General features: G+C 60.3%; 20 protein-coding genes. 5 read left to right on the top strand and 15 right to left on the bottom strand.

The features are described from left to right. Positions 1-57 precede the first annotated feature (57 nt). On the bottom strand, positions 58-609 hold the full coding sequence (locus KUV52_RS10755) for a GNAT family N-acetyltransferase (protein ID WP_222525939.1): 552 nt from the start codon (positions 607-609) through the stop codon (positions 58-60). A gap of 180 nt (positions 610-789) precedes the next feature. Between KUV52_RS10755 and KUV52_RS10750 the strand changes: the two genes are divergently transcribed. Beyond that, on the top strand, positions 790-1,416 hold the full coding sequence (locus tag KUV52_RS10750) for a UPF0149 family protein (protein WP_222525938.1): 627 nt from the start codon (positions 790-792) through the stop codon (positions 1,414-1,416). 56 nt (positions 1,417-1,472) lie between these two features. Here KUV52_RS10750 and KUV52_RS10745 read toward each other — a convergent pair whose 3' ends face one another. From KUV52_RS10745 to KUV52_RS10700, 10 genes are all read right to left on the bottom strand, one after another. Next, positions 1,473-1,922: a TerB family tellurite resistance protein gene (locus KUV52_RS10745; protein ID WP_222525937.1), complete on the bottom strand. Its 450-nt coding sequence runs from the start codon at positions 1,920-1,922 to the stop codon at positions 1,473-1,475. 95 nt (positions 1,923-2,017) lie between these two features. After that, positions 2,018-2,305 (bottom strand): 50S ribosomal protein L25, encoded by a 288-nt coding sequence (rplY, locus tag KUV52_RS10740; protein ID WP_222525936.1) that lies wholly within the window; start codon positions 2,303-2,305, stop codon positions 2,018-2,020. Positions 2,306-2,429: 124 nt separating this feature from the next. After that, complete coding sequence (locus KUV52_RS10735; protein WP_222525935.1) at positions 2,430-2,984, bottom strand: DUF882 domain-containing protein; 555 nt, start codon at positions 2,982-2,984, stop codon at positions 2,430-2,432. 170 nt (positions 2,985-3,154) lie between these two features. Then, positions 3,155-4,612 carry a murein L,D-transpeptidase gene (locus KUV52_RS10730; RefSeq protein ID WP_222525934.1) on the bottom strand — a complete coding sequence of 486 codons (1,458 nt, stop codon included), beginning with the start codon at positions 4,610-4,612 and terminating at the stop codon, positions 3,155-3,157. Positions 4,613-4,721: 109 nt separating this feature from the next. Beyond that, positions 4,722-5,879, bottom strand: a complete 1,158-nt coding sequence (locus KUV52_RS10725) for a hypothetical protein (RefSeq protein ID WP_222525933.1) — start codon at positions 5,877-5,879, stop codon at positions 4,722-4,724. After that, positions 5,876-6,493, bottom strand: coding sequence for an energy transducer TonB (locus KUV52_RS10720; RefSeq protein WP_222525932.1), 618 nt, complete (start codon positions 6,491-6,493; stop codon positions 5,876-5,878). The genes KUV52_RS10725 and KUV52_RS10720 overlap by 4 nt, the downstream gene beginning before the upstream one ends. Then, the gene (locus KUV52_RS10715; RefSeq protein ID WP_222525931.1) at positions 6,490-6,897 is read right to left on the bottom strand and encodes an ExbD/TolR family protein; all 408 of its coding nucleotides are present in this window, start codon (positions 6,895-6,897) and stop codon (positions 6,490-6,492) included. Before KUV52_RS10715 ends, KUV52_RS10720 begins: the two co-directional genes overlap by 4 nt. 1 nt (position 6,898) lies before the next feature. Then, positions 6,899-7,417 (bottom strand): MotA/TolQ/ExbB proton channel family protein, encoded by a 519-nt coding sequence (locus KUV52_RS10710; RefSeq protein WP_222525930.1) that lies wholly within the window; start codon positions 7,415-7,417, stop codon positions 6,899-6,901. Next, positions 7,414-8,724, bottom strand: coding sequence for a MotA/TolQ/ExbB proton channel family protein (locus KUV52_RS10705; RefSeq protein WP_222525929.1), 1,311 nt, complete (start codon positions 8,722-8,724; stop codon positions 7,414-7,416). The genes KUV52_RS10710 and KUV52_RS10705 overlap by 4 nt, the downstream gene beginning before the upstream one ends. Beyond that, positions 8,721-9,467, bottom strand: a complete 747-nt coding sequence (locus KUV52_RS10700) for a DUF3450 domain-containing protein (RefSeq protein ID WP_222525928.1) — start codon at positions 9,465-9,467, stop codon at positions 8,721-8,723. Before KUV52_RS10700 ends, KUV52_RS10705 begins: the two co-directional genes overlap by 4 nt. Positions 9,468-9,831: 364 nt before the next feature. Between KUV52_RS10700 and KUV52_RS10695 the strand changes: the two genes are divergently transcribed. Together KUV52_RS10695 and KUV52_RS10690 are read left to right on the top strand one after the other, a co-directional pair. Next, positions 9,832-10,107 (top strand): HU family DNA-binding protein, encoded by a 276-nt coding sequence (locus KUV52_RS10695; RefSeq protein ID WP_222525927.1) that lies wholly within the window; start codon positions 9,832-9,834, stop codon positions 10,105-10,107. A 112-nt stretch (positions 10,108-10,219) separates the two neighbouring features. After that, positions 10,220-10,759 (top strand): porin family protein, encoded by a 540-nt coding sequence (locus tag KUV52_RS10690; protein ID WP_222525926.1) that lies wholly within the window; start codon positions 10,220-10,222, stop codon positions 10,757-10,759. A 62-nt stretch (positions 10,760-10,821) separates the two neighbouring features. Here the strand turns inward: KUV52_RS10690 and KUV52_RS10685 are convergent, their stop codons facing one another. The 4 genes from KUV52_RS10685 to msrP are packed head-to-tail and all read right to left on the bottom strand — an operon-like array spanning position 10,822 to position 15,037. Then, positions 10,822-11,556 (bottom strand): type 1 glutamine amidotransferase, encoded by a 735-nt coding sequence (locus tag KUV52_RS10685; protein WP_222525925.1) that lies wholly within the window; start codon positions 11,554-11,556, stop codon positions 10,822-10,824. 10 nt (positions 11,557-11,566) lie between these two features. Continuing rightward, entirely contained in the window at positions 11,567-13,345 is a 1,779-nt protein-coding gene (locus KUV52_RS10680) for a DUF885 domain-containing protein (RefSeq protein ID WP_222525924.1), read from the bottom strand. 49 nt (positions 13,346-13,394) lie between these two features. Next, positions 13,395-14,015, bottom strand: coding sequence for a protein-methionine-sulfoxide reductase heme-binding subunit MsrQ (gene msrQ, locus KUV52_RS10675; protein ID WP_222525923.1), 621 nt, complete (start codon positions 14,013-14,015; stop codon positions 13,395-13,397). Further along, the gene (gene msrP / locus KUV52_RS10670) at positions 14,015-15,037 is read right to left on the bottom strand and encodes a protein-methionine-sulfoxide reductase catalytic subunit MsrP (RefSeq protein WP_222525922.1); all 1,023 of its coding nucleotides are present in this window, start codon (positions 15,035-15,037) and stop codon (positions 14,015-14,017) included. The genes msrQ and msrP overlap by 1 nt, the downstream gene beginning before the upstream one ends. A gap of 187 nt (positions 15,038-15,224) precedes the next feature. Here msrP and rmuC point away from each other — a divergent pair, with 187 nt between their 5' ends. After that, a complete protein-coding gene (rmuC, locus tag KUV52_RS10665) occupies positions 15,225-16,523 on the top strand; it encodes a DNA recombination protein RmuC (RefSeq protein WP_222525921.1) in 1,299 nt (432 codons plus the stop codon). 65 nt (positions 16,524-16,588) lie between these two features. Continuing rightward, positions 16,589-18,538, top strand: coding sequence for a transglycosylase SLT domain-containing protein (locus tag KUV52_RS10660; protein WP_222525920.1), 1,950 nt, complete (start codon positions 16,589-16,591; stop codon positions 18,536-18,538). The last annotated feature ends 25 nt before the right edge of the window (positions 18,539-18,563 follow it).

The following is an 18,563-nucleotide window of genomic DNA, read 5'->3' as shown; positions in this document are numbered from 1 at the left end:
CTTATCGATCCCATGGTGCCGCTGACAAGCGACACCGGGCACAGGTTCAGCTCGGGATCAGTCTGCCCCCTGATTTTGCCACTCCGACTTTAAAATCCCGTAAACCCGATGGTCCAGACACTGGCCATTGACCACTTCCGCCCGTCGCAACGTGCCCTCCAGCGTGAAGCCAAGTCGCGTTGCCACGGCACAGCTCTGGGCATTCTGATCAGCACAACGCAACTCCACCTTCTCCAGGTCCATCTGCTCAAACCCATATCGCACCAGTCCCCTGGCAGCGCGGGTCACTACGCCCCTGCCCTGATAGGGCTCTGCCAACCAATAGCCCAGGATGCCGACACGGCGGGCATCCAGGCCTCGCAGATCAATCATCCCGACCAGTTCGTCCTCCAGCAGCAAGCCGCAGGTCAGACTGTGGCCCTCGCCATAATCGCCCAGCGCCTGGCACAGAAACTGACGGCTGTCCTCCTGCTGCTGAACCAGACCCGGCCAGCCAAGGAATTGACTGAGGTAGTCGCGATTGGCCAATACCAGCTCAAACAGCTTGGCGGCATGTTCCGGCCCCAACAGGGCCAGCTTCAGTTCCGAATCAATGGGAAGGGTAAACATCTTTCGTCCTTGATACTGCAAAAATCAGGGCTTCTCGTTATAACATTGCCGTTTAACACAAACCAATCGGGGCCGGATGCAAACCGGCAGGGATCCAGCGCACAGTTATTGGGTGATAGCGCTGGCAAAGCTTCGCAAACATGCGACCCTATGCGACATGGTTCAAACCCGGCTCAGACAATGAAAGACAAACTGACCAAACACGACGAAAAGCGACTGGCCCAGATCCTGAACGACAGTGCCCAGCAAGGTGGTATGGACCTGATCCAGGCCAAAGGATTTCTGGCTCACCTGCACTGCCATCCCCGAACTCTGGATCCTGCCAGCTGGAGCAGCGCCATCGCCGGAGTTGAGCCGGAGCAGGAGTACTGGCCCTATGAAGCCAAAACCATGGAGATGCTGTTCACCCTGTTCAACGAAATCCATGATGAGGTGCATCAGAAGCAGAGACTGATGCCGAAGGAGATGTCAGAGCATCTGGATTCCCTGAAGTCCCGTGAGGTGCCGCAGCCGCTGCGTCACTGGCTGGCAGGCTTTATGACCGGCTTCGTGTTCCTGAACGAAGCCTGGCAGGAGTTGCTGACCGAAGCCCAGTTTGAAGAGGTGGAGTCCTGCGCAGGCCTGCTTGGCTATGTGGCCACTCTGGGCAGCGACGAGGAGCACGCCGTGGCCTGGCGCCAGGGCGGAGAGCCTGAGCCGGAAGCCCTGCTCCAAGCGATGGAGGAGGCCCTGGACTATATGCATGGCTGGAGCCAGGTCAAACTGGATGACGAGGGTGAACTGGCGCCGGTGCAAACCGCCCACTGATCATCCTGTCACTGCCAAACGGGGGCCCATCGGGGCCCCTTTTTTGTCTCTCTGACTTACTGTGACGGCTGTGCCGCCAGCTTGGCCTGAATGTAATCGCCGTGGCTGACGTAAAGCAATTCCGACACCTTTCGGATTACCCCCTCCTCCTCCGGATCCAGAGTCCCGTCGGCATAGGCCACTTGCCACAAGCCACGAACCAGCGCCACCTTCTGGTCCTGATTCAGGTTTTTCTTCGCCACAGAGGTAAAGGCAAACAGGTCAGAAGCCTCTTCGCTCACTTCCAGAGCCTGATCAAACAGGGTCCGCAGCTCCCGCTCCGACAGGGAGAACCCTCTCTCCAACAGATGCCAGATGGCCGCCTTCTCTTCAGGGCCGTGGCTGCCATCACTGCGGGAAACCTCCAACAGCAAAGCGGCGCAAGCCAGCCGGGCATCCACCTCACTCTGCTTGATCGCGGAATCCTGCTCACTGCTGAGCAAACGGCGTAAACGGGCCAGAATCATAACGTCACTCCCAAAAGGTCGCTGGAAAGATAAGGTTAGACAGCCTAAAACAGAAAAAGGCACCCAGAGGGTGCCTTTTTCATACAAGCTGGCGATTAAACGCGCTTAAAGTCGATGTGAGTGACTTTCGGCTTGTAGGGGTGACGCTGCATGGCTTGAGCTTTCACTTTTACTTCTTTGCCATCGATAACGAGGGTCAGTTCAGAAGTGTAGAAAGCGTCTTCATCCTGAGCGTGCAGGATCTTGTCGTGATCCAGCTCGATGGAAACAGCTTCAGCGTCGCCACCGTAGATGATGGCAGGGATCAGACCAGCGTGACGCAGGCGGCGGCTCGCACCTTTCCCCGCGTCGGTGCGGACTTTGGCTTCGAATACGAAAGACATAGGTAAAACCTCAAAAATCAGAAATAAAGATGCCGACGTTTGCGACCAACGTCGGCACTTAGCTTTAAAAGCCGGCGGATTCTAACACAGCGTTTAAGCGGGCAACAAGCGGCATATCGCCTTTTTACCAGCGTCGTACCGGGCCGGTATCCACATGGACAAAACCAGAGCGGGGATAGTACCCCACGCCACCGGCCTGAAGAGAGAGGGCGGCTTTACGCAGATCCGCCAGATCGATGCCAGGCATGGCGATGTCCATCGCCATCGCTTTGGTGTGGTAACTCTTTTTGGCCACACCACCGGAGCGGGCTGCCAGCATCTGGTTGGTCTTCATGCTGCGATAACCGGAGATCAGGTGGATCTCCTTGTCATAGTCCAGCGTCCGGGCAAGCTGAAAGACGATGTCATAGAGACCACGGTCAATGGGCGCCACTTCGTTGACCCGATGGTCGCGAAGCACTTTATCCAACTGAGTCAGGCCCTCACTTTGGTAGTGGCCTTCCCCCCAGAACTCGGCGGTGGTGCGCTCGCCGGTATGGCGATTATAGAAACTCAGGGAGCGGGGCTGAGTCTCTGGCGCCTGGCGGCTGGCATGAGCGAATTTTGGTAACCCGGCCAACATCAATGTGGCCCCGGCGCCGCCCAAAAGGCGCCGACGAAATGTGCAGATCTCTGACATAGCGAACCCGAAGATAAGGCATTTGTTCTCAGGAAGTGTGTCCCTTCCCGTTCTTTATCTGGCCCACCCTACCGATCACTTTTTGAGCTTTCAAGTCATTTGTATCTTCTAAATCACCACCAGCAGATACCAATCTCGCCAAGTAACTCTTTTGCCTTATTTATCTCCATTCAGTTTGTTGACTCTGCCCATTGGTGAGTCACCCGCCGATCCAGGTCATAGATGTCATCCCGGTACTGAGCGAGTCCCTGCTCCATCCAGGCACTCCAGTACACCATGTACACCGCCAAGGGTTGGTTGAGAGTCAACCAGCGGGGGCCGGATGCCCCCACATAACGGCTTAGAGGGGGGCCACTGGGCGATTGCGCCTGCAACAGCAGGTTGGCCAGCAGTTCCGCATTCTGAACCCGGATGCAACCGGATGAGAACGCACGGTGGCTTTGGTCAAACAGGCGCTGTTTTGGCGTGTCGTGGAGGTAGATCGCCTGGCTGTTCACAAGGTGGAACTTATAACGCCCCAGGGCGTTGCCGGGGCCGGGTTTCTGCCTCAGACGATAGGGAAACCCCTGGAAAGCGAGCCGGGACAACTCATCCGGTGAGAGCCATAGAGTCCGGTTCTCCTGGTCCAGCACTTCAAAGCCGTTGCGGCGGACATAACTGCCATCGGTCAGGATCCGCGGCAGCAGATCCTTGCGAAGGATTGAGCGTGGCACATTCCAGTAGGGATTCACTACCACACTGTGCAGTTCGCTGTGCATCCGGGGAGTGCGCCGGGTTGGCATGCCCACCACGACGCGTGCCCGAAACCGCGACTGCCCCGCCTGAACCCAGTCCAGACGATAGTCAGGAATGTTGACCAGCAGGTGGTCCGGCGCAAAATAGTGACGGTCATGGGCTTGCCGCACCATGGCTCGTGCCAGCAACCGCGCCCGCTCCCGGTAATCTATCCTCAGCCAGCGACGGGTTTTGGGGCCAATCACCCCATCGGCCTTAAGGCCGTGCCGACGCTGGAACTGCTCCACCGCCGCCACCAGGCCAGCGTCATAGCGCAATGAATCGGTACGACCGGGATAATCGCCCAGACGGGCCAGTTGAGTGCGGATTGCCGGGATCTCCTGGTGATGTTCGCCAGGCTTGATAAGGCCCCATGCGCTGATTTCCGGGGCCGGTTGGAGCGCCAGATGTTCAAGACGGCGCAATCGGTTGGAGAAGGCCAGGTAGTAAGGCACCGGGGGCTCCAGCGCCAGCACCCGTTCATACAGTCGGCCCTGGGCTGCGTCGTGCGCCATGGTCGTGGCAAAGCCCGGCTGCGGCAGCAGCGCCAGAGGCTCATCAAACTCCAACTGTCCCGGCGGGAAGCGATAGGTCTCGCGCCAGAACGCCTGAATCATCAGGTAGGCTTCGGTGTATAGCGGGCTGGCTTCTCGCGGACCGGAGGCCAGTCTGAGGCGGCCATGAAGGTCAGCAAACCGGGGATCCAGATCCGCTGCCGCCAGGATCGCCAACTGTCCCTCAATCTCGCGTGCCGCCTGTTCCTGGCGTAAATCAGCAAACCACAGTGGCAGTCGATCCTCCCCCGCTGCTCCCCCACTCAGACAGCACAGCAGGATAAGCGCACAAAAACGCATGGGATCAACCACTCCAAAGACTTCACTACCCAGTGAGTATGGCAGGCCAGCATCGGAACGCCGGGTTGTCTTCGGCAAAAAAACGCCCGGCGGAAGCCGGGCGTCAGATTCACAGAGCGAGCTTTTCCTGGAGGAATGCCATCCAGGGATCGGCGGCCTCCTGGTCATAGGGTCTGGCCCGCTCGGCGCGCTCCAGCGCCTCGGCATACTGGCCCATCTGGTAGAAGGCTCGGACCGCCATCATCTCAACCCGCAGTCGCTCGTCGTCACTCAGCGACAAAGCGTCCAGTTGAGGCAATAAACGAACGGCGGAGCCAAACTCCGACGCCATCACCCGCACCTCAAACTGATTGACCCGGTAGCGGCTCTCCAGTTCGGCAGCATGACCCCAGGCCAGTTGGGCAGCCTCCCATTCCCGGGCCATCTGCCAGTAACGAGCCAGTTGAGCGCGGTCGTCTGCGCTGTCGGGCAGGTTCTTGCCCAGTTGGGTTTGCAGATAGCGAGCGGCCAGCTCAGGCAGGTTACGGTTGGCGAACAACTGCACCAGGGAGCGGTAGTCCCCCTCCCCTTCGAGCAGGCCGTTTTGCTCCGCCAGTGCCAGCGTGCGCAGGGCCGCCTCCTGATCCTCCAGCCGAAGCTGCACGCTGGCCCGCTGACGCCACCAGCTCAGGCGATTCGGCTCCAGCTCAATCAGCGACGCCGTAACGCTCAGCGCCTGGGGCCACTGGTTCAGTTGCTGATGCGCACTCAGCATCATCTGGTAAGCGGAGACAGAGGGCTCCAGAGCCACCGCCGCGTTAGCCGCGGGGATCACCTCGGCCCACTGCTCCAGACGGAAGTGGCTCTGGGCGATACGCAGATGCAGATCCGCGGTAACCAGCTCCGCCGGGGCATTGTCCCGCAGCCACTGGTAGTGACCCAACGCATCGGAAAAGCGCTCATTCATCAGTTGAATGTCCGCCACCATGCGGCGGGTTTGCGCGGCGGTCATCTCATTGAGTACACCGCTGTTCAGTGCAATCTCCAGCTGGGCCAACGCCTTGTCCGGCTGTTCGGCAGCCCAGTAGAGGCTGCCCAGCAGTCGGGAAACGTACGCCTTCGCCTCCGCATCGCGAGGCTCCAGTGGTGCCAGCAGGGCGATAGCATCGGCCAACTGGTCCTGCTCGTACAGGTTCCAGGCCTCCTGAACCTTGCTGGCCATGATGGGGCTCATGGCAGCCTGTGCGGTGCCGGCCAGCAGGGCCAGGCACAGGATCAGCGTTCTCATCGGTTCAGCTTAAACTCCAGTTTGGCGGTCTGTCCCGGCTGGGGCACCGCTTTGCCTTCCTCCTGTTTGGGCTGATATTTCCAGCGCGCCAGCGCTTTCATTGCAGCCTGGTCAAACAGACGTACCGGCTCAGACTCGATCACCTTGATATTGCGGGGGCGCCCCTGCTCATCAATGGTGAACTCCATCACCACGTAGCCCTCGGCACGCATCCGCAGCGCGCGCTGAGGATAGACCGGCTCGACCCGATAGAGCGGCATCGCCTGACGGTCGGCGGTGGCCAGATCCGCTTTGGCGGGCATGCCGATCTGGATATCGCCCGGTCCATCGAGGCTCAGAGCGGGGATGTCCATCGCCATATCCACTGAGCGGTTACTGGCGTTGTCCACCACCTGAGCCTGAGGCAACTCCGGCAGGGGTGGCGGCGGCTCGGGCAGTGCCCGGCTGCGGCGATTCAACTGCTCAGGGCGTTCCACCATCAAGACCGATACCGGTGCCGGGCCAGGTTCGCTGGGGGCCGCGCCCGGCACGCCGGTCACCATCATCGCCATCAGGCTGAACAGCCCGGCGGTGATGGCGCTACCGAGCACCAGGGCCAGCAGGTAATCCCTCATTGGCCCGGCTCCGCCGCCAGGGCGATGTCGGTAATGCCAGCGGCTTTGGCCGCATCCATCACCTTGACCACCACGCCGTTAAAGGCCCGCTCATCCGCCTGAATCACCAACGGTGACTCAGGCTGGTCAGCGCGCAGACGCTCCAGGTTGGCCTGCACCCGCTCGATGTCGATGCGGCGCTGGTCGATGTAGATCTCGTTGCGGTTGTTGATGGCCACAAACAGGCCAGCACCCGCCTGAGACGCGGCGGTAGAGGCTTCAGGTCGATTGACCTCAATACCGGACTCCCGCACAAAGGAGGTGGTCACGATAAAGAAGATCAACATGATAAAGACGATATCCAGCATCGGAGTAAGGTCCACCTGGGCCTCCTCCTGCTGAGGGGCGGGACGCAAAATTCGCATCTCAATTCTCCCGGGGCAACGCGTTGGCCAGGCCGTGCAGGGCACGCTGGCTGTATTTCTGCAAACGGGCGTGGACAAAGAGTCCCGCCAGGGCTGCCACCATGCCCGCCATGGTCGGCAGTGTGGCCATGGCAATGCCAGCGGACATCAACTTGGGATTACCAGTGCCCTGAGCCGCCATCACATCAAAGACGCTGATCATGCCGGTCACGGTACCGAGCAGTCCCAGCATCGGGCAGATCGCCACCAGCGCTTTGATGAAGTTGAGGTTGGCATTTAGGGCGCGCTCGGCCCGACCGAGGATCCCTTCCCGGCACGCCTCGGCGTACCAGCTGGTGCGTTCCGTTCTGGCCTGCCATTGAGCCTGCCAGCGGGCGGACTGGGCCGGGAAGCGGCGCGCCAGAAACAGCACGCGCTCCATCATCAGCACCCAAATCATCAGTACGACGGCAGCCAGCACCCAGAGCAGCGGACCGCCCCGAGCCATAAACTGAGCTATCCAGTCCCACCACGGGTTCATGCCTTGGACTCCCCATCGGCGTGGGCCGCCACCAGCGCAATGCTTTCCTTCTCCAGCAGGCTACGGATCACCGCCACCCGGGTGGACAGCAGGTTGTGAGCCAGCAGCAGCGGCATCGCCGCCACCAGACCCAGCACCGTGGTCACCAGAGCCATGGAGATGCCACCGGCCATCACTTTCGGGTCACCATTGCCGTACTGGGTGATCACCTGGAAGGTTTCAATCATGCCGGTTACGGTGCCGAGCAGGCCAAGCATCGGAGCGATGGCCGCCAGCAGCTTGAGCATGGAGAGGCCCTTTTCCAGCCCCTGCTGCTCGTTCACGATCGCTTCCAGCAGTTTCAGCTCAAGGGTTTCCAGGTTGTGGTGCTTCTGAGCGTGATACACCCCCAGAATACGACCCAGCGGGTTGTTGCCGTTGGCGCTGGTCTGCTTCAACTGTTTGCTGATGGCCAGTTGGCTGCGCAGCAACACCACCGCACGCACCAGGGCAATCACTCCACCCACTGCCAGCAGCGCCAGGATCACCTGACCCACCAGGCCACCATGGGCCAGGCGTTGGGTCAAGGTCGGGGTTTGCTGATACTGGTCCAGCAGTTCACCCATGGCGGGATCGATCACCAGAGTGTCGGACTGCCCCGGCAGGGAAAAGTCGGGCTGACGGGGATAGAGGGTGGCCAGGCCACGGCCGCTGTCCACCTGGGCAAAACCCTGCTCCGCAATCAGGTTGAAGGGACCAACACGCCACAAGGTGGCATCCGCCATCTTGCCGTCGGTTTGGGCCAGCGGCAGCGTCACCTGGGTAATGGCGGCGCTCTCGTCAATGTCCGCCAGCATCAGGGCAGGCAGCGCCTGAAGTTGCGCCAGTTCCGGCAGGCGATCCGCCCGGGCCATCGCCTGAGCCTGTTCGATGCGCTCCGGCGCAGTCAGGGAGAGCGGCCCCCGCTCCAGTTCGGCAGCCAGTTCACCGCCCACCTGGCGCACCACGCCATACACTTCACCCAGTGCGCCGGTGGCCAGAGTCAGTTCGGTTTCCTTGTCGGACAACGCACGTTCGTTGCCACTGAAGCTGTCACTCAGGCTCGCAACCTCTCGCTTCAGGGCGTCCAGTGCCGCTTGCTGAGCACGCAGCTCCGCAGTGACTTCGGCGGCACTGGCCTGGTGGCGCGCTTCGCGTTGCTGATTGTGTTGGGCCTCTTCGGCACGTACTTCCGCGCTGCGGGCAGCCAGATCGGTATCGGCCATGGCACCGGCAGCAATCATCAGCATCATGCCGGTCATGGCAGAGTGGGTCAGACGGCGCATCATTGGATCTCCTGGCTCAGGGGAAGGGTCAACAGCGCAGGCGCTTGATGGCCTGCGGCAATACCGTAAGCCTGACTCAGCAGGCTGGGGCTAATACCAGCAACGTCACGCCACTGGCCGGATTGCCAGACCCAATACTCACGACCATCCAGACTGCGGGCGATCAGAGCCAGACGACCCAGGTGCAGAAACTCCACCTCACGGGGGCTCTGCCCGTCCAGCATCAGGGTATCCCGGTAGGTGCCCAGGCGACGGCCATACTCCATCTCAATCTGGTACGCCTCCAGCAAGCGGCGGAACTTCTCCGCATCCGCGACATCCGCGCGGCCCATCATCTGGTTCAGGTCTGCCAGACGTGCCTGACGCTGACGGGACTTGAGGGGCATGTCGTCCTCAACCAGGGTGTTGAGATCGTCCAGCATGCGGTACATCAGGGGCACGAGACCTGAGCGGGTCTGTTCGATGCCCGCCAACTGCCCGTCCAGGCTCTCCAGTTCGCGCTGCTGATCGGCGACCAGACGCTTCAGGTGATCCCGATAGACGGTCAGGTTGCTGATCTCCTCTTTGACCCGCTCCAGCTCCGCTTGCTGATTCAGCTGTTGCTCGGTCAGTTGGTCCACCTGTGTTTGCGTGTCCCGGGCGGCGTTTTGCAAGGCCTGTTGGTTCTGCTCCGCCTGCGGCAGGCTGCTGGCCATGGCCGCACCACTCATCAGCGCACAGACGATGCCCAAGGCTCGTGATTTCATGATGAAACTTACCCCAAGAAGGTTTTGGAAGGTTGGATACGGCAACGGATACTGACAGGAATATTGCCTCGCCTCAATAGGAATAATTCTCAATTAGCATCAAAATTGAGAAACGGTGATCTGGAACAAATCCAGCCGGAACAACGGCGTTAACAGGGCATGAGCGGGATCACAGTTTATTGTGAATGTCCTGTCTACAATCCTTAACAGATTCATGCTCTTCCCACACTGTCTTGTTGGAATTGTCGGCATCCGGAGTTCGGGTGCCGTTTTTTTTGGCGATATCCTCACCGCTCACGGTCCGGCCCCCTTGTTTCAGTCTGAGGCTTCTGTATAACAGCGCCTTTTGCCGACGGAGCCGACTGTGAATCGACAACAACTGATTAAGCGGATGGCGCAACTCAGCGAGCTGAGCCAGAGCCAGTGCAAACTCGTTCTCGCTCAACTGGAGCAGATCATCGCCAAAGCCCTGCATGAAGGGGAAACCGTCTACCTGCCGCCGCTTGGGGTGTTCGAAATTCGTCACCACCTGCCCCGCACCGGACGTAACCCGCAAACCGGGGAAGCGATAGAGATCCCGCTGAAAACCGTGCCGGCCTTTAAGCCCGCCAGCACTCTGAAAAGAGCCGTTTCCCCCTAAGTTTCCGGGGGGTGTCCAGGCCGATGCCCCCCCCTTATCCCATCGTCGACATGACGAAACCATCAGGTCGCACCCTTAGTTGCGCGGCACGACAAACACGGAGTAGTACACGATGTTTCGTACCGGTCTTTTGCTTACCGCCCTCGTTTCTCCCCTCGCTCTGGCCGAAGTGCCTGTGGACCCCCATCAGGTCTGGGTCAGCGTGGGCTCCAATATGGCCACTGGCCGTAACGCCTTTGATCTCGGCTTCGGCTATCAGTTGGGCTATCGCTACCATTTCAACGACCATCTGGCGGTGGACGCCGCCTGGGTGGAGCAAAGTGGGGGCTTAGGGACCGCTTTCTCTCTGGGGCTGCTGCAGGAGTCGCTGGATTACCGGGGCGCCACGCTGGGCCTGAAAGGGACGTTGCCGGTCAGCAGCTGGAGTTATGCCTTTATCCGAGCGGGCGTGAACTACGGCAAAGCCACTCACGAGATCCGGTACCAGGGTGAAGAGCGGTTCGATTATCAGGGCGTTCGCCCTTACATCGGTGGGGGTGTGGGTTTCCGGTTGGGCCAGCATTGGGATCTGACCGCGGAGTACCAGCACATCGCCATGGATAACGGCTTTGCCAGCAACAGCGCCCTGATGGGACTGGGGTATCGGTTCTGACCGGAATCTACAACAGAAAGGGGCCAATCGGCCCCTTTGTTTTTGTTCCGCATCTGCGCACGTCACTCCGCCAGCAATACCCGGTCGACAAAGCGGCGAAGCAGGTCGTTGGAAAGCGGGGTTTCCTCAGCGCTCTCAAGCACTTCACGAAGGTGGTCTTCGCCATCGGTGTAGTGGTGTGCAAACTGGGTTAACCGCTGGATCAACACCGGCCTGTCCACTTCAGGGTGAAACTGTGTGGTCCAGAACGGCGCACCATCCACCTTAAAGCTGTGGGTGCAGGGTTCGGTGTAGGCCAGCAGGGTGCAACCTTCCGGCACCACCAGCGCCCGCTCCCGATGCACCGACACCGCCATAAACCCCTGTGGCATATCGTGGTAGAGGGGATCCGTTCGGGCCGCCGCGGTCAGCAGGATGGGCACGGTGCCCATCTCGAAATCCCGCTCATCCCGGATCACCTCGCCACCCAGCGCGCGAACCGCCAACTGGTGGCCAAAGCAGGAGCAGAACACCGGCAGCTTGATGCTAATGCAGTGACGCAGCAGCGCCATGGCTGGCTCGACAAAGGGGTAGCGCTCCGGCTCCAGCACGCTGGCCTCCGAGGACCCCCCGACCAGCAGCCCATCCACCCCCTCCAACACCTCGGGCCCAAACTCCGGGGTATCGAACAGGTTCAGGATGCGGATCTGCGTCCGCTCCAGCCCGCAAAACTGAGCGAAGCTGCGCCACTCCTCTTCACGGGTCTGGGGGTTATCGCGGATCTGCATCAGCAGCAGCGTTACCTCTGTCCGCGCCATGCTCTGCTCCTTACTGCGCCTGTTCCAGCATCAGTGCGCGGATAAACTTCACCGGCGCGCTGCCGTAGGACAGGAACTGCTCATGGAACGCCTTGAGATCAAAGGCGTCGCCCTTAACCCGCTTATAGTCTTCACGGAAGTCGTAGATCTCCCGGAAACCGGCGTAGTAGGAGGTCAGCTGCACCTGGCTCAGAGTCGCGCGACGCCACTTCTGGGCCGCCTCCTCATGCTGCTGGAACGCGCCGTTTACCAGGTGGTCCATGATGGCGGCTTCGTCGGCACCCAGCACCTGGATCTCGTAGTCGATGATGGTGTTGGTGATCACCCGCAGGTTCCATTTCCAGTACATCAGCCACAGCTCCATCTCGAAATCACCGTAGCCCTCTTCCAGCATCATCCGCTCGGTGTAAACCGCCCAGCCTTCCACCATGGCGCCGTTACCAAACAGGCTTTTTACCAGAGAGGGGGATTCGTTGGAGTACACCAGCTGAGTGTAGTGACCGGGGATCGCCTCATGGATGTTGAGGATCTGCAGGATCCAGTGGTTGTACTCCCGCAGGTAGCTTTCCGCCTGCTCCTCAGTCATCCCATCCAGCGGGGTGACGTTGTAGTAGGTGTTGGCGTCCTTATCGAACGGGCCCGGTGCCGAGATGGAGGCGCCCGCAAAGCCGCGCATATAGGGGGGCGTTTCACGCACCACCAGCGGCTTGTTGGGGTCCAGGGTGATCAGGTCATGCTGACGGACAAAGGCTTCAAGCTCCGGGATCTGCGCTTTCACCTCGGCAACGAAGTTGTCGCGCTTAACGTGCCGGGCCGACAGGTGGTCAATCAGGGTTCTGACCGCCTTCATTCCATCGCGGGGGATCGGCTTGGTGGGGAAGTACTTGGGCCACAGCTGTTCGGTAATGGAAAGCATCTGCTTCTGGGCCTGAGCCCGATCTGCCAGTGCTTTCTCATACAGTTGGCGGGCGGTCATGCCGGATTGAATATCCAGCGCAAACTTCTCTTCGTAAAGCGCTTCACCGATGCGGAAAGAGCGGGCGCCATTGGCTTTCAAATCCGCTTCCAGACTCTCCAGGTAGCCGATAAAGCTGAGAATGGACTGACGGGTCTCCAGGAAGCGCTTCTCAAACAGCGCCTTGTCCGCATCGCTCAGACCTGATGCTTTGGCTTTGGCCAGCATCTCCTCGCTGAATACCGCGAGGCCACCCTTGTTCTGGAGGATCGCCAACTGGGTATGTTCCAGCGTCGGGTTATTGATGTTGCCCCGGGCCGCAGCATAAAACTGGCTGACATTACCCATGCGACCCAACACCGCTTTGAGGCGGATATCCAGGTCGGCGTACTCTTCGTTCATCAATCGGGCAAAGGGCCCCGCCACGTTGTACTGCGCCGGGTTCCACTGCCAGGCTTTGAAGCGGGTTACCTCCCACTCCATGGAATCGAGCAGGTTGTCCAGCAGCGCCTTATCGGTGCGGGCGTTGCTGGTGAGCGGTGCGTTATCAAAGGCGTCCAGCGCCTTGCGCCATTTGGCCACGAAGGCCAGCGAACGAGCGCGGGCGTCGGCGTCCGGCACCACCAGTTGGTCAGCGTAATCGTACACGCCGCTGTAGAGCGCCCAGGTGGGAGAGAGGCGCCACAGGTCATCGATCAGTTGCTGGGAGACCTGTTGAAACTGCTCTGACTGGCACTGAGCCAGACAGGGAGCCGGTTCAACGGCGACGGGTTCGGAGGTTTGACAGGCAGACAGGCCGAATACGGCCAAGCCGGCAAAGAGGATCGTTCTCATTGTTTTATCTTTCCGACAACAGTAAAAGTCACGGAAAGTTAACCATTTTTTAGCCCTTGCTGTCAGCCCCAAGGCGGCGAAAGGTCCATTTTGGCCAAATGCCACGGCGACGCAGAGCCAGCAACAGCAGGAATCCAGACAGGTACAGCGCCGGTTCCCAGTTGCCCGACTTCACCGACCACCAGAAGTGAATCGGGCCCAGTACGGCCACCAGATACACCCAGCGGTGCAGGCGTTGCCAATGGCGGCCCACCCTTCGCTGCACCGCCTTCGGTGAGGTGACGGCCAACGCCAGCAGAATCAGAAATCCCGCCATGCCCACCATGATGTAGGGGCGCTTGACGATCTCCGTCAGCAGCAGCGACCAATCCATCAGCAGGTCGAACACCAGAAAAGCGGAGAGATGCAGCAGCGCATAGGTAAAGCACCAAAGTCCCAGCAGACGTCGGACCCTAATCAACCAGGGCCAGCGACGCCAACGCGCCAATGGAGAGACCAGCAGCGTGGCCGCCAGCGTATTCAGTATCCCCATGCCGAGGAAGTGGATGATGTACTGTACCGGGTCCCCTCCCGCTGCGCCGCTGACCACCGCCAGATAGAGATAGAGCAGCGGCAGCGCACAACTCAGGTGCAGCGTGGCCTTCAGGGCGAACATCTGCCTGCGTCCCATCAGTAGTACCTGCGAAGATCCATGCCCTGATAGAGCGATGCGACGTAATCGCCGTAGCCATTGAACATCTCGGTGGGGATCCGCTTGGCCGACAACAGCCCGCCAGCGCCGATACGACGTTCCGAGGCCTGAGACCAGCGCGGGTGATCCACCCCGGGGTTCACGTTGGCGTAGAAGCCGTACTCGTTACTGGCCAACAGGTTCCAGGTGGTGGGAGGCATCGACTCCACCAATCGAATCCGCACGATCGACTTGATGCTCTTAAAGCCATACTTCCAGGGCACCACCAACCGAATGGGCGCCCCGTTTTGCGGTGGCAGGGTTTTGCCGTAGAGCCCCACGCTCAGCAGGGTCAGGTCGTTCATCGCCTCGTCGATTCTCAACCCCTCGACATAGGGGTAATCGATGCCGCCACCAACGAAACGGTTACGCTGTCCCGGCATCTGCTCCGGGTCATAGAGGGTTTCAAAGGCCACAAATCGGGCCTTGCTGGTGGGCTCGACCCGCTTTAACAAGGCCGCCAGCGGGAAACCCAGCCAGGGCACCACCATGGACCAGGCTTCTACGCAGCGCAGACGGTAGATCCGCTCCTCCAGCGGGGCCAGCTTGAACAGGTCGTCGTAATCCAGCGTCAGCGGCTTGGCCACCTCGCCATCAATCACCAACTGCCACGGCTGCACCTGCAACCCCTGGGCACGCTCCGCCGGATCGGTTTTGGCGGTGCCAAACTCGTAGAAGTTGTTATGGGTGATCACCTTATCTTCCGGTGTCAGCGGGCCGTTGACCAGATGGTCAAAGGTCAGGTTTTTGCTGTGCTGCAGGGCATGGCGAGCGAACTGTGCCTGGTCACCTTCCCCGAAGAGGAAGTCCAGCACCCCGGCATTGGCGGATGACGAGAGCAGCGTGCCTGCGCCAACAAAGCCCAACTGCTTCAGAATGCGGCGCCGATCTGCAAACACGCTCTCGGGCGTAATCTCCGATTCCCGGATGCGATTCCAGGCGTTTTGAGTTTTCACGGTCATAAGTGTCCATCTCGTTGACTCTGGCTATAGACCCTGCCAGTGGGGGAATGATTTCAGATACGGCCCAACCCGTACAACCGATCGCTGATTTTTCCGCCGCTTAGCTTATGATCAGTCGCGCGCCCTCCCCTTGCAGCACCCGCCCCGCAATGACACTCTGTGGTTTTAGCCTCAACCCCGTATCGTTATGACCACAACGCTTTGGATCGCCCTTGGCCTGGGCCTCCCCCTGCTGGCCTCTCTGTTCACTCTGCTTTACCTGCGCCAGCGCCTGGCGCTGCTGAGCCACGACACTGAACAGTTGACCGACCAACGGGACGAACTGGTGGGCCGCTTGAGCGCCAAGGAGCAGGACCTTAACCGGCTGCATGCTGCCCTGGGGCAGAGCCGCAGCCAGGAGCAGGCGCTGCGGGAGCAGTTGGCCAGCCAGAAGGAGAGCGAAGCGCGCCTGACCGCCCAATTCGAGAACCTGGCCAACCGCATCTTCGAACAGAAACAGCAGCAGTTTGCCCAGCAGAGCCACCAGAGTCTCGATGCGGTGCTGACGCCGATCCGTCAGCAGCTGGACCAGTTCCGGTTGCAGGTGCAAAGCAGCCACGCCGAGGAGAGCAAACAGCGTCACGCTCTGGAGCGGCAGCTGATGGATCTTAAAGCGCTGAATCAACGCATGAGCGACGACGCCGTTAACCTGACCCGGGCTCTGAAAGGGGACAACAAAGCCCAGGGCACCTGGGGCGAGGTGGTGCTGGGTCGATTGCTGGACCAGAGCGGCCTGCGCGAAGGGCACGAATATGAAACCCAGGCCAGCTATCAGCAGGAGGATGGCAAGCGGTTCCAGCCGGATGTGGTGGTCCACCTGCCCGACGGCAAGGATGTGATCATCGACGCCAAAATGTCGCTCGTCGCTTATGAGCGCTACTACAGCAGCGAAGATGACACCGCCCGGGAACAGGCGCTGGCGGAGCATCTGGCCTCCATCCGTGGTCACATCAAGGCTTTGGGGCAGAAGGACTACCACAAGCTGAAGGGGCTGCGCAGTCTCGACTACGTGCTGATGTTCATCCCGGTGGAACCGGCCTTTGTCACCGCCATTGAGCGGGATCCCAGCCTGATCAACGAAGCGCTGGAGCGCAACATCATGCTGGTCAGCCCCAACAGCCTGTTGGTGGCGCTGCGCACCATCCAGAACCTGTGGCGCTATGAGCATCAAAGCCAGAACGCCCAGGCGATCGCTCAGGCGGCGGGCAAGCTGTACGACAAGCTGGTGGGGTTCTCCGACGACCTGCTCAAACTTGGCCGAGCCATTGATTCCGCCCAGGGCAGCTATCAGCAGGCGCTGAACAAGTTTTCACAGGGTCGCGGCAACCTTCTGCGTCAGGGTGAGCAGTTAAAAAACCTGGGCGCAGAGAGCAGTAAGAAGCCCGATCAGGCGCTACTTGAACAGGCTTTAAGCGAACGGGTCGAAATCACTGAAAATCCCAGCTGATCCGAGTTGTACCTCGGCGCCACCGGACACTAAGCTTGCGCTATCGAGGCAAGGAGTGTCCGGTAATGAAGTTACACCGTTGGGCATGTTGTGGCCTGTTGTGCCTTTTCACTTTTATCCATTCGGGGGCCCAGGCAGCCTCCGAAGCCCCCGTTTCGAGCGGCGATACCGACACGCTCGAACGGGACAGAGCGCGCTATGTGCAAGCCCGCGACGCACTGTCGCAGGGGTTGACCAGCGTGTACTATCCGCTGCGCCGTCAACTGGACGATTACCCCCTTACCCCCTATCTGGACTACCACTATCGCCTGCGGCAACTGAACGAACTGACCGCCCAGCAGACGGTTGAGATCCTGCAGAGCCTGGCCCCGACTCCGCTCTATCACCCATTCAAGCACCGTTATCTGGTCTCCCGGGGCAGCCGTCAGGACTGGAACGCCTTTTTGACCATCAGTCCCGAACCGCCGCGCAATGAAACGCTGCGCTGCTACTACTACCGGGCCAAGCTGAGTCAAGGGGATACGGCCACCGCCTGGGACGGTGCCGAATCGCTTTGGTTATACGGTAAGAGCCGGGACAAGGCCTGTGACCCCCTGTTCAAGGCCTGGACCAAAGCCGGCCAGCGCGGTGATGAGATGGTCTGGCAGCGAATGCTGCTGGCCTATGAAGCTGGCCAGGTCTCCCTGCTGCGTTATCTGAACAGCAACCTCAGCAAAGCCGCCCGCACCAAGGGCGACCTGCTGGTACGCCTCTATACCCACCCCAACGAACTGCGCCACACGCCGCCTCTGACCCGAATGGGCGAAACCGGGCAGGCGATCGCCGCCGTCACCCTGAAGCGGCTGGCCAAGAAGGACGCCAGCCGTGCCTGGAACCGCTACAACGCTTGGCGGGATGAGCTTGGCAAGTTCGAGCCAGAGGTGCGTTACGCGCTGCTCTACCGGGCGCTTATCCAGAATGGGGAGTGGAGCAGCAAACTGGACCCGGAGCTGGCTCAAAGCGCCAGCGATAATCTGGTGATTATCCGGCTGCGAAAGACAATTTTCGAGGCAGATTGGGCCGGGCTGCTGTATTGGATGGAGCACCTCTCCGAAGAGAACGCCAACAAGAGTGAATGGCGATTCTGGCGGGGCTATGCCCTGAAACGGGAGGGACAGCAGGAGGCGGGACTCAACCTCTGGCTGGCCCTGGCCAATGAGCGCAACTTCTACGGCTTCCAGGCTGCCCAGCAACTGGGTCAGCCCTATGCCATGAACATCACCCTGCCCACCATCTCCGAACAGAGCAAAGCGGAAGTGGTGACGCTGGAGGGGGTGCTGCGTATCCAGGAGTTGATGGCACTGGGACGAGAGCCGGAAGCCCGGGAAGAGTGGCGCTGGCAGATGGTTCGCCTGACTCCCTCACAGCAAACAGCGCTGACCGCCATCGCCTTTGAACGCCAATGGCACTTCCTGGCCGTCGACGGCACCATCATAGGCAAGATGTGGGATGCCCTGCCCTGGCGCTTTCCCACCGCCTACGGAGATGAGTTCCTGCGCTATGCCGAGATGCGCGAGTTGGACATGACACTGCTGCAGGCAGTGGCCCGTCGGGAGAGTGCCCTCTATCCCCAGGCCCGCAGCCATGCCGACGCCTACGGTTTGATGCAACTGCTGCCCTCAACCGCCAAACGCACCGCCAAGCAGATTGGCGCCCGCTATGGCGGCCCTGACGATCTCTACGAACCCAAGCGCAATATCCAATTGGGCAGTGCCTACTATCAGGGTTTGATGGAGCGCTACGACGGCAACCGCCTGCTGGCCTCCGCCGCCTACAATGCGGGCCCCCACCGGGTAACCCGATGGCTGGGCCGCAGCGACGGCAGCCTGGATGCCGCCCGCTTTGTTGCCACCGTGCCCTTCCGGGAAACCCGTGAATACATTGAGGCTATCCTCAGCTACCAGCTGATTTATGCCGCACTGGCCGGACGGGAGATCCCTCTGATGAGTGAACCCGAACGCACCCGCGACTATTGATTTGCCTACACTTAAGGCAGGTTAA

The sequence above is a fragment of the Ferrimonas balearica genome, from assembly GCF_019802055.1.
GTDB lineage: Bacteria > Pseudomonadota > Gammaproteobacteria > Enterobacterales > Shewanellaceae > Ferrimonas > Ferrimonas balearica_A.
The sequence above is the reverse complement of the archived record's forward strand: the minus strand, read 5'-3'. Positions and strand labels throughout refer to the sequence as shown.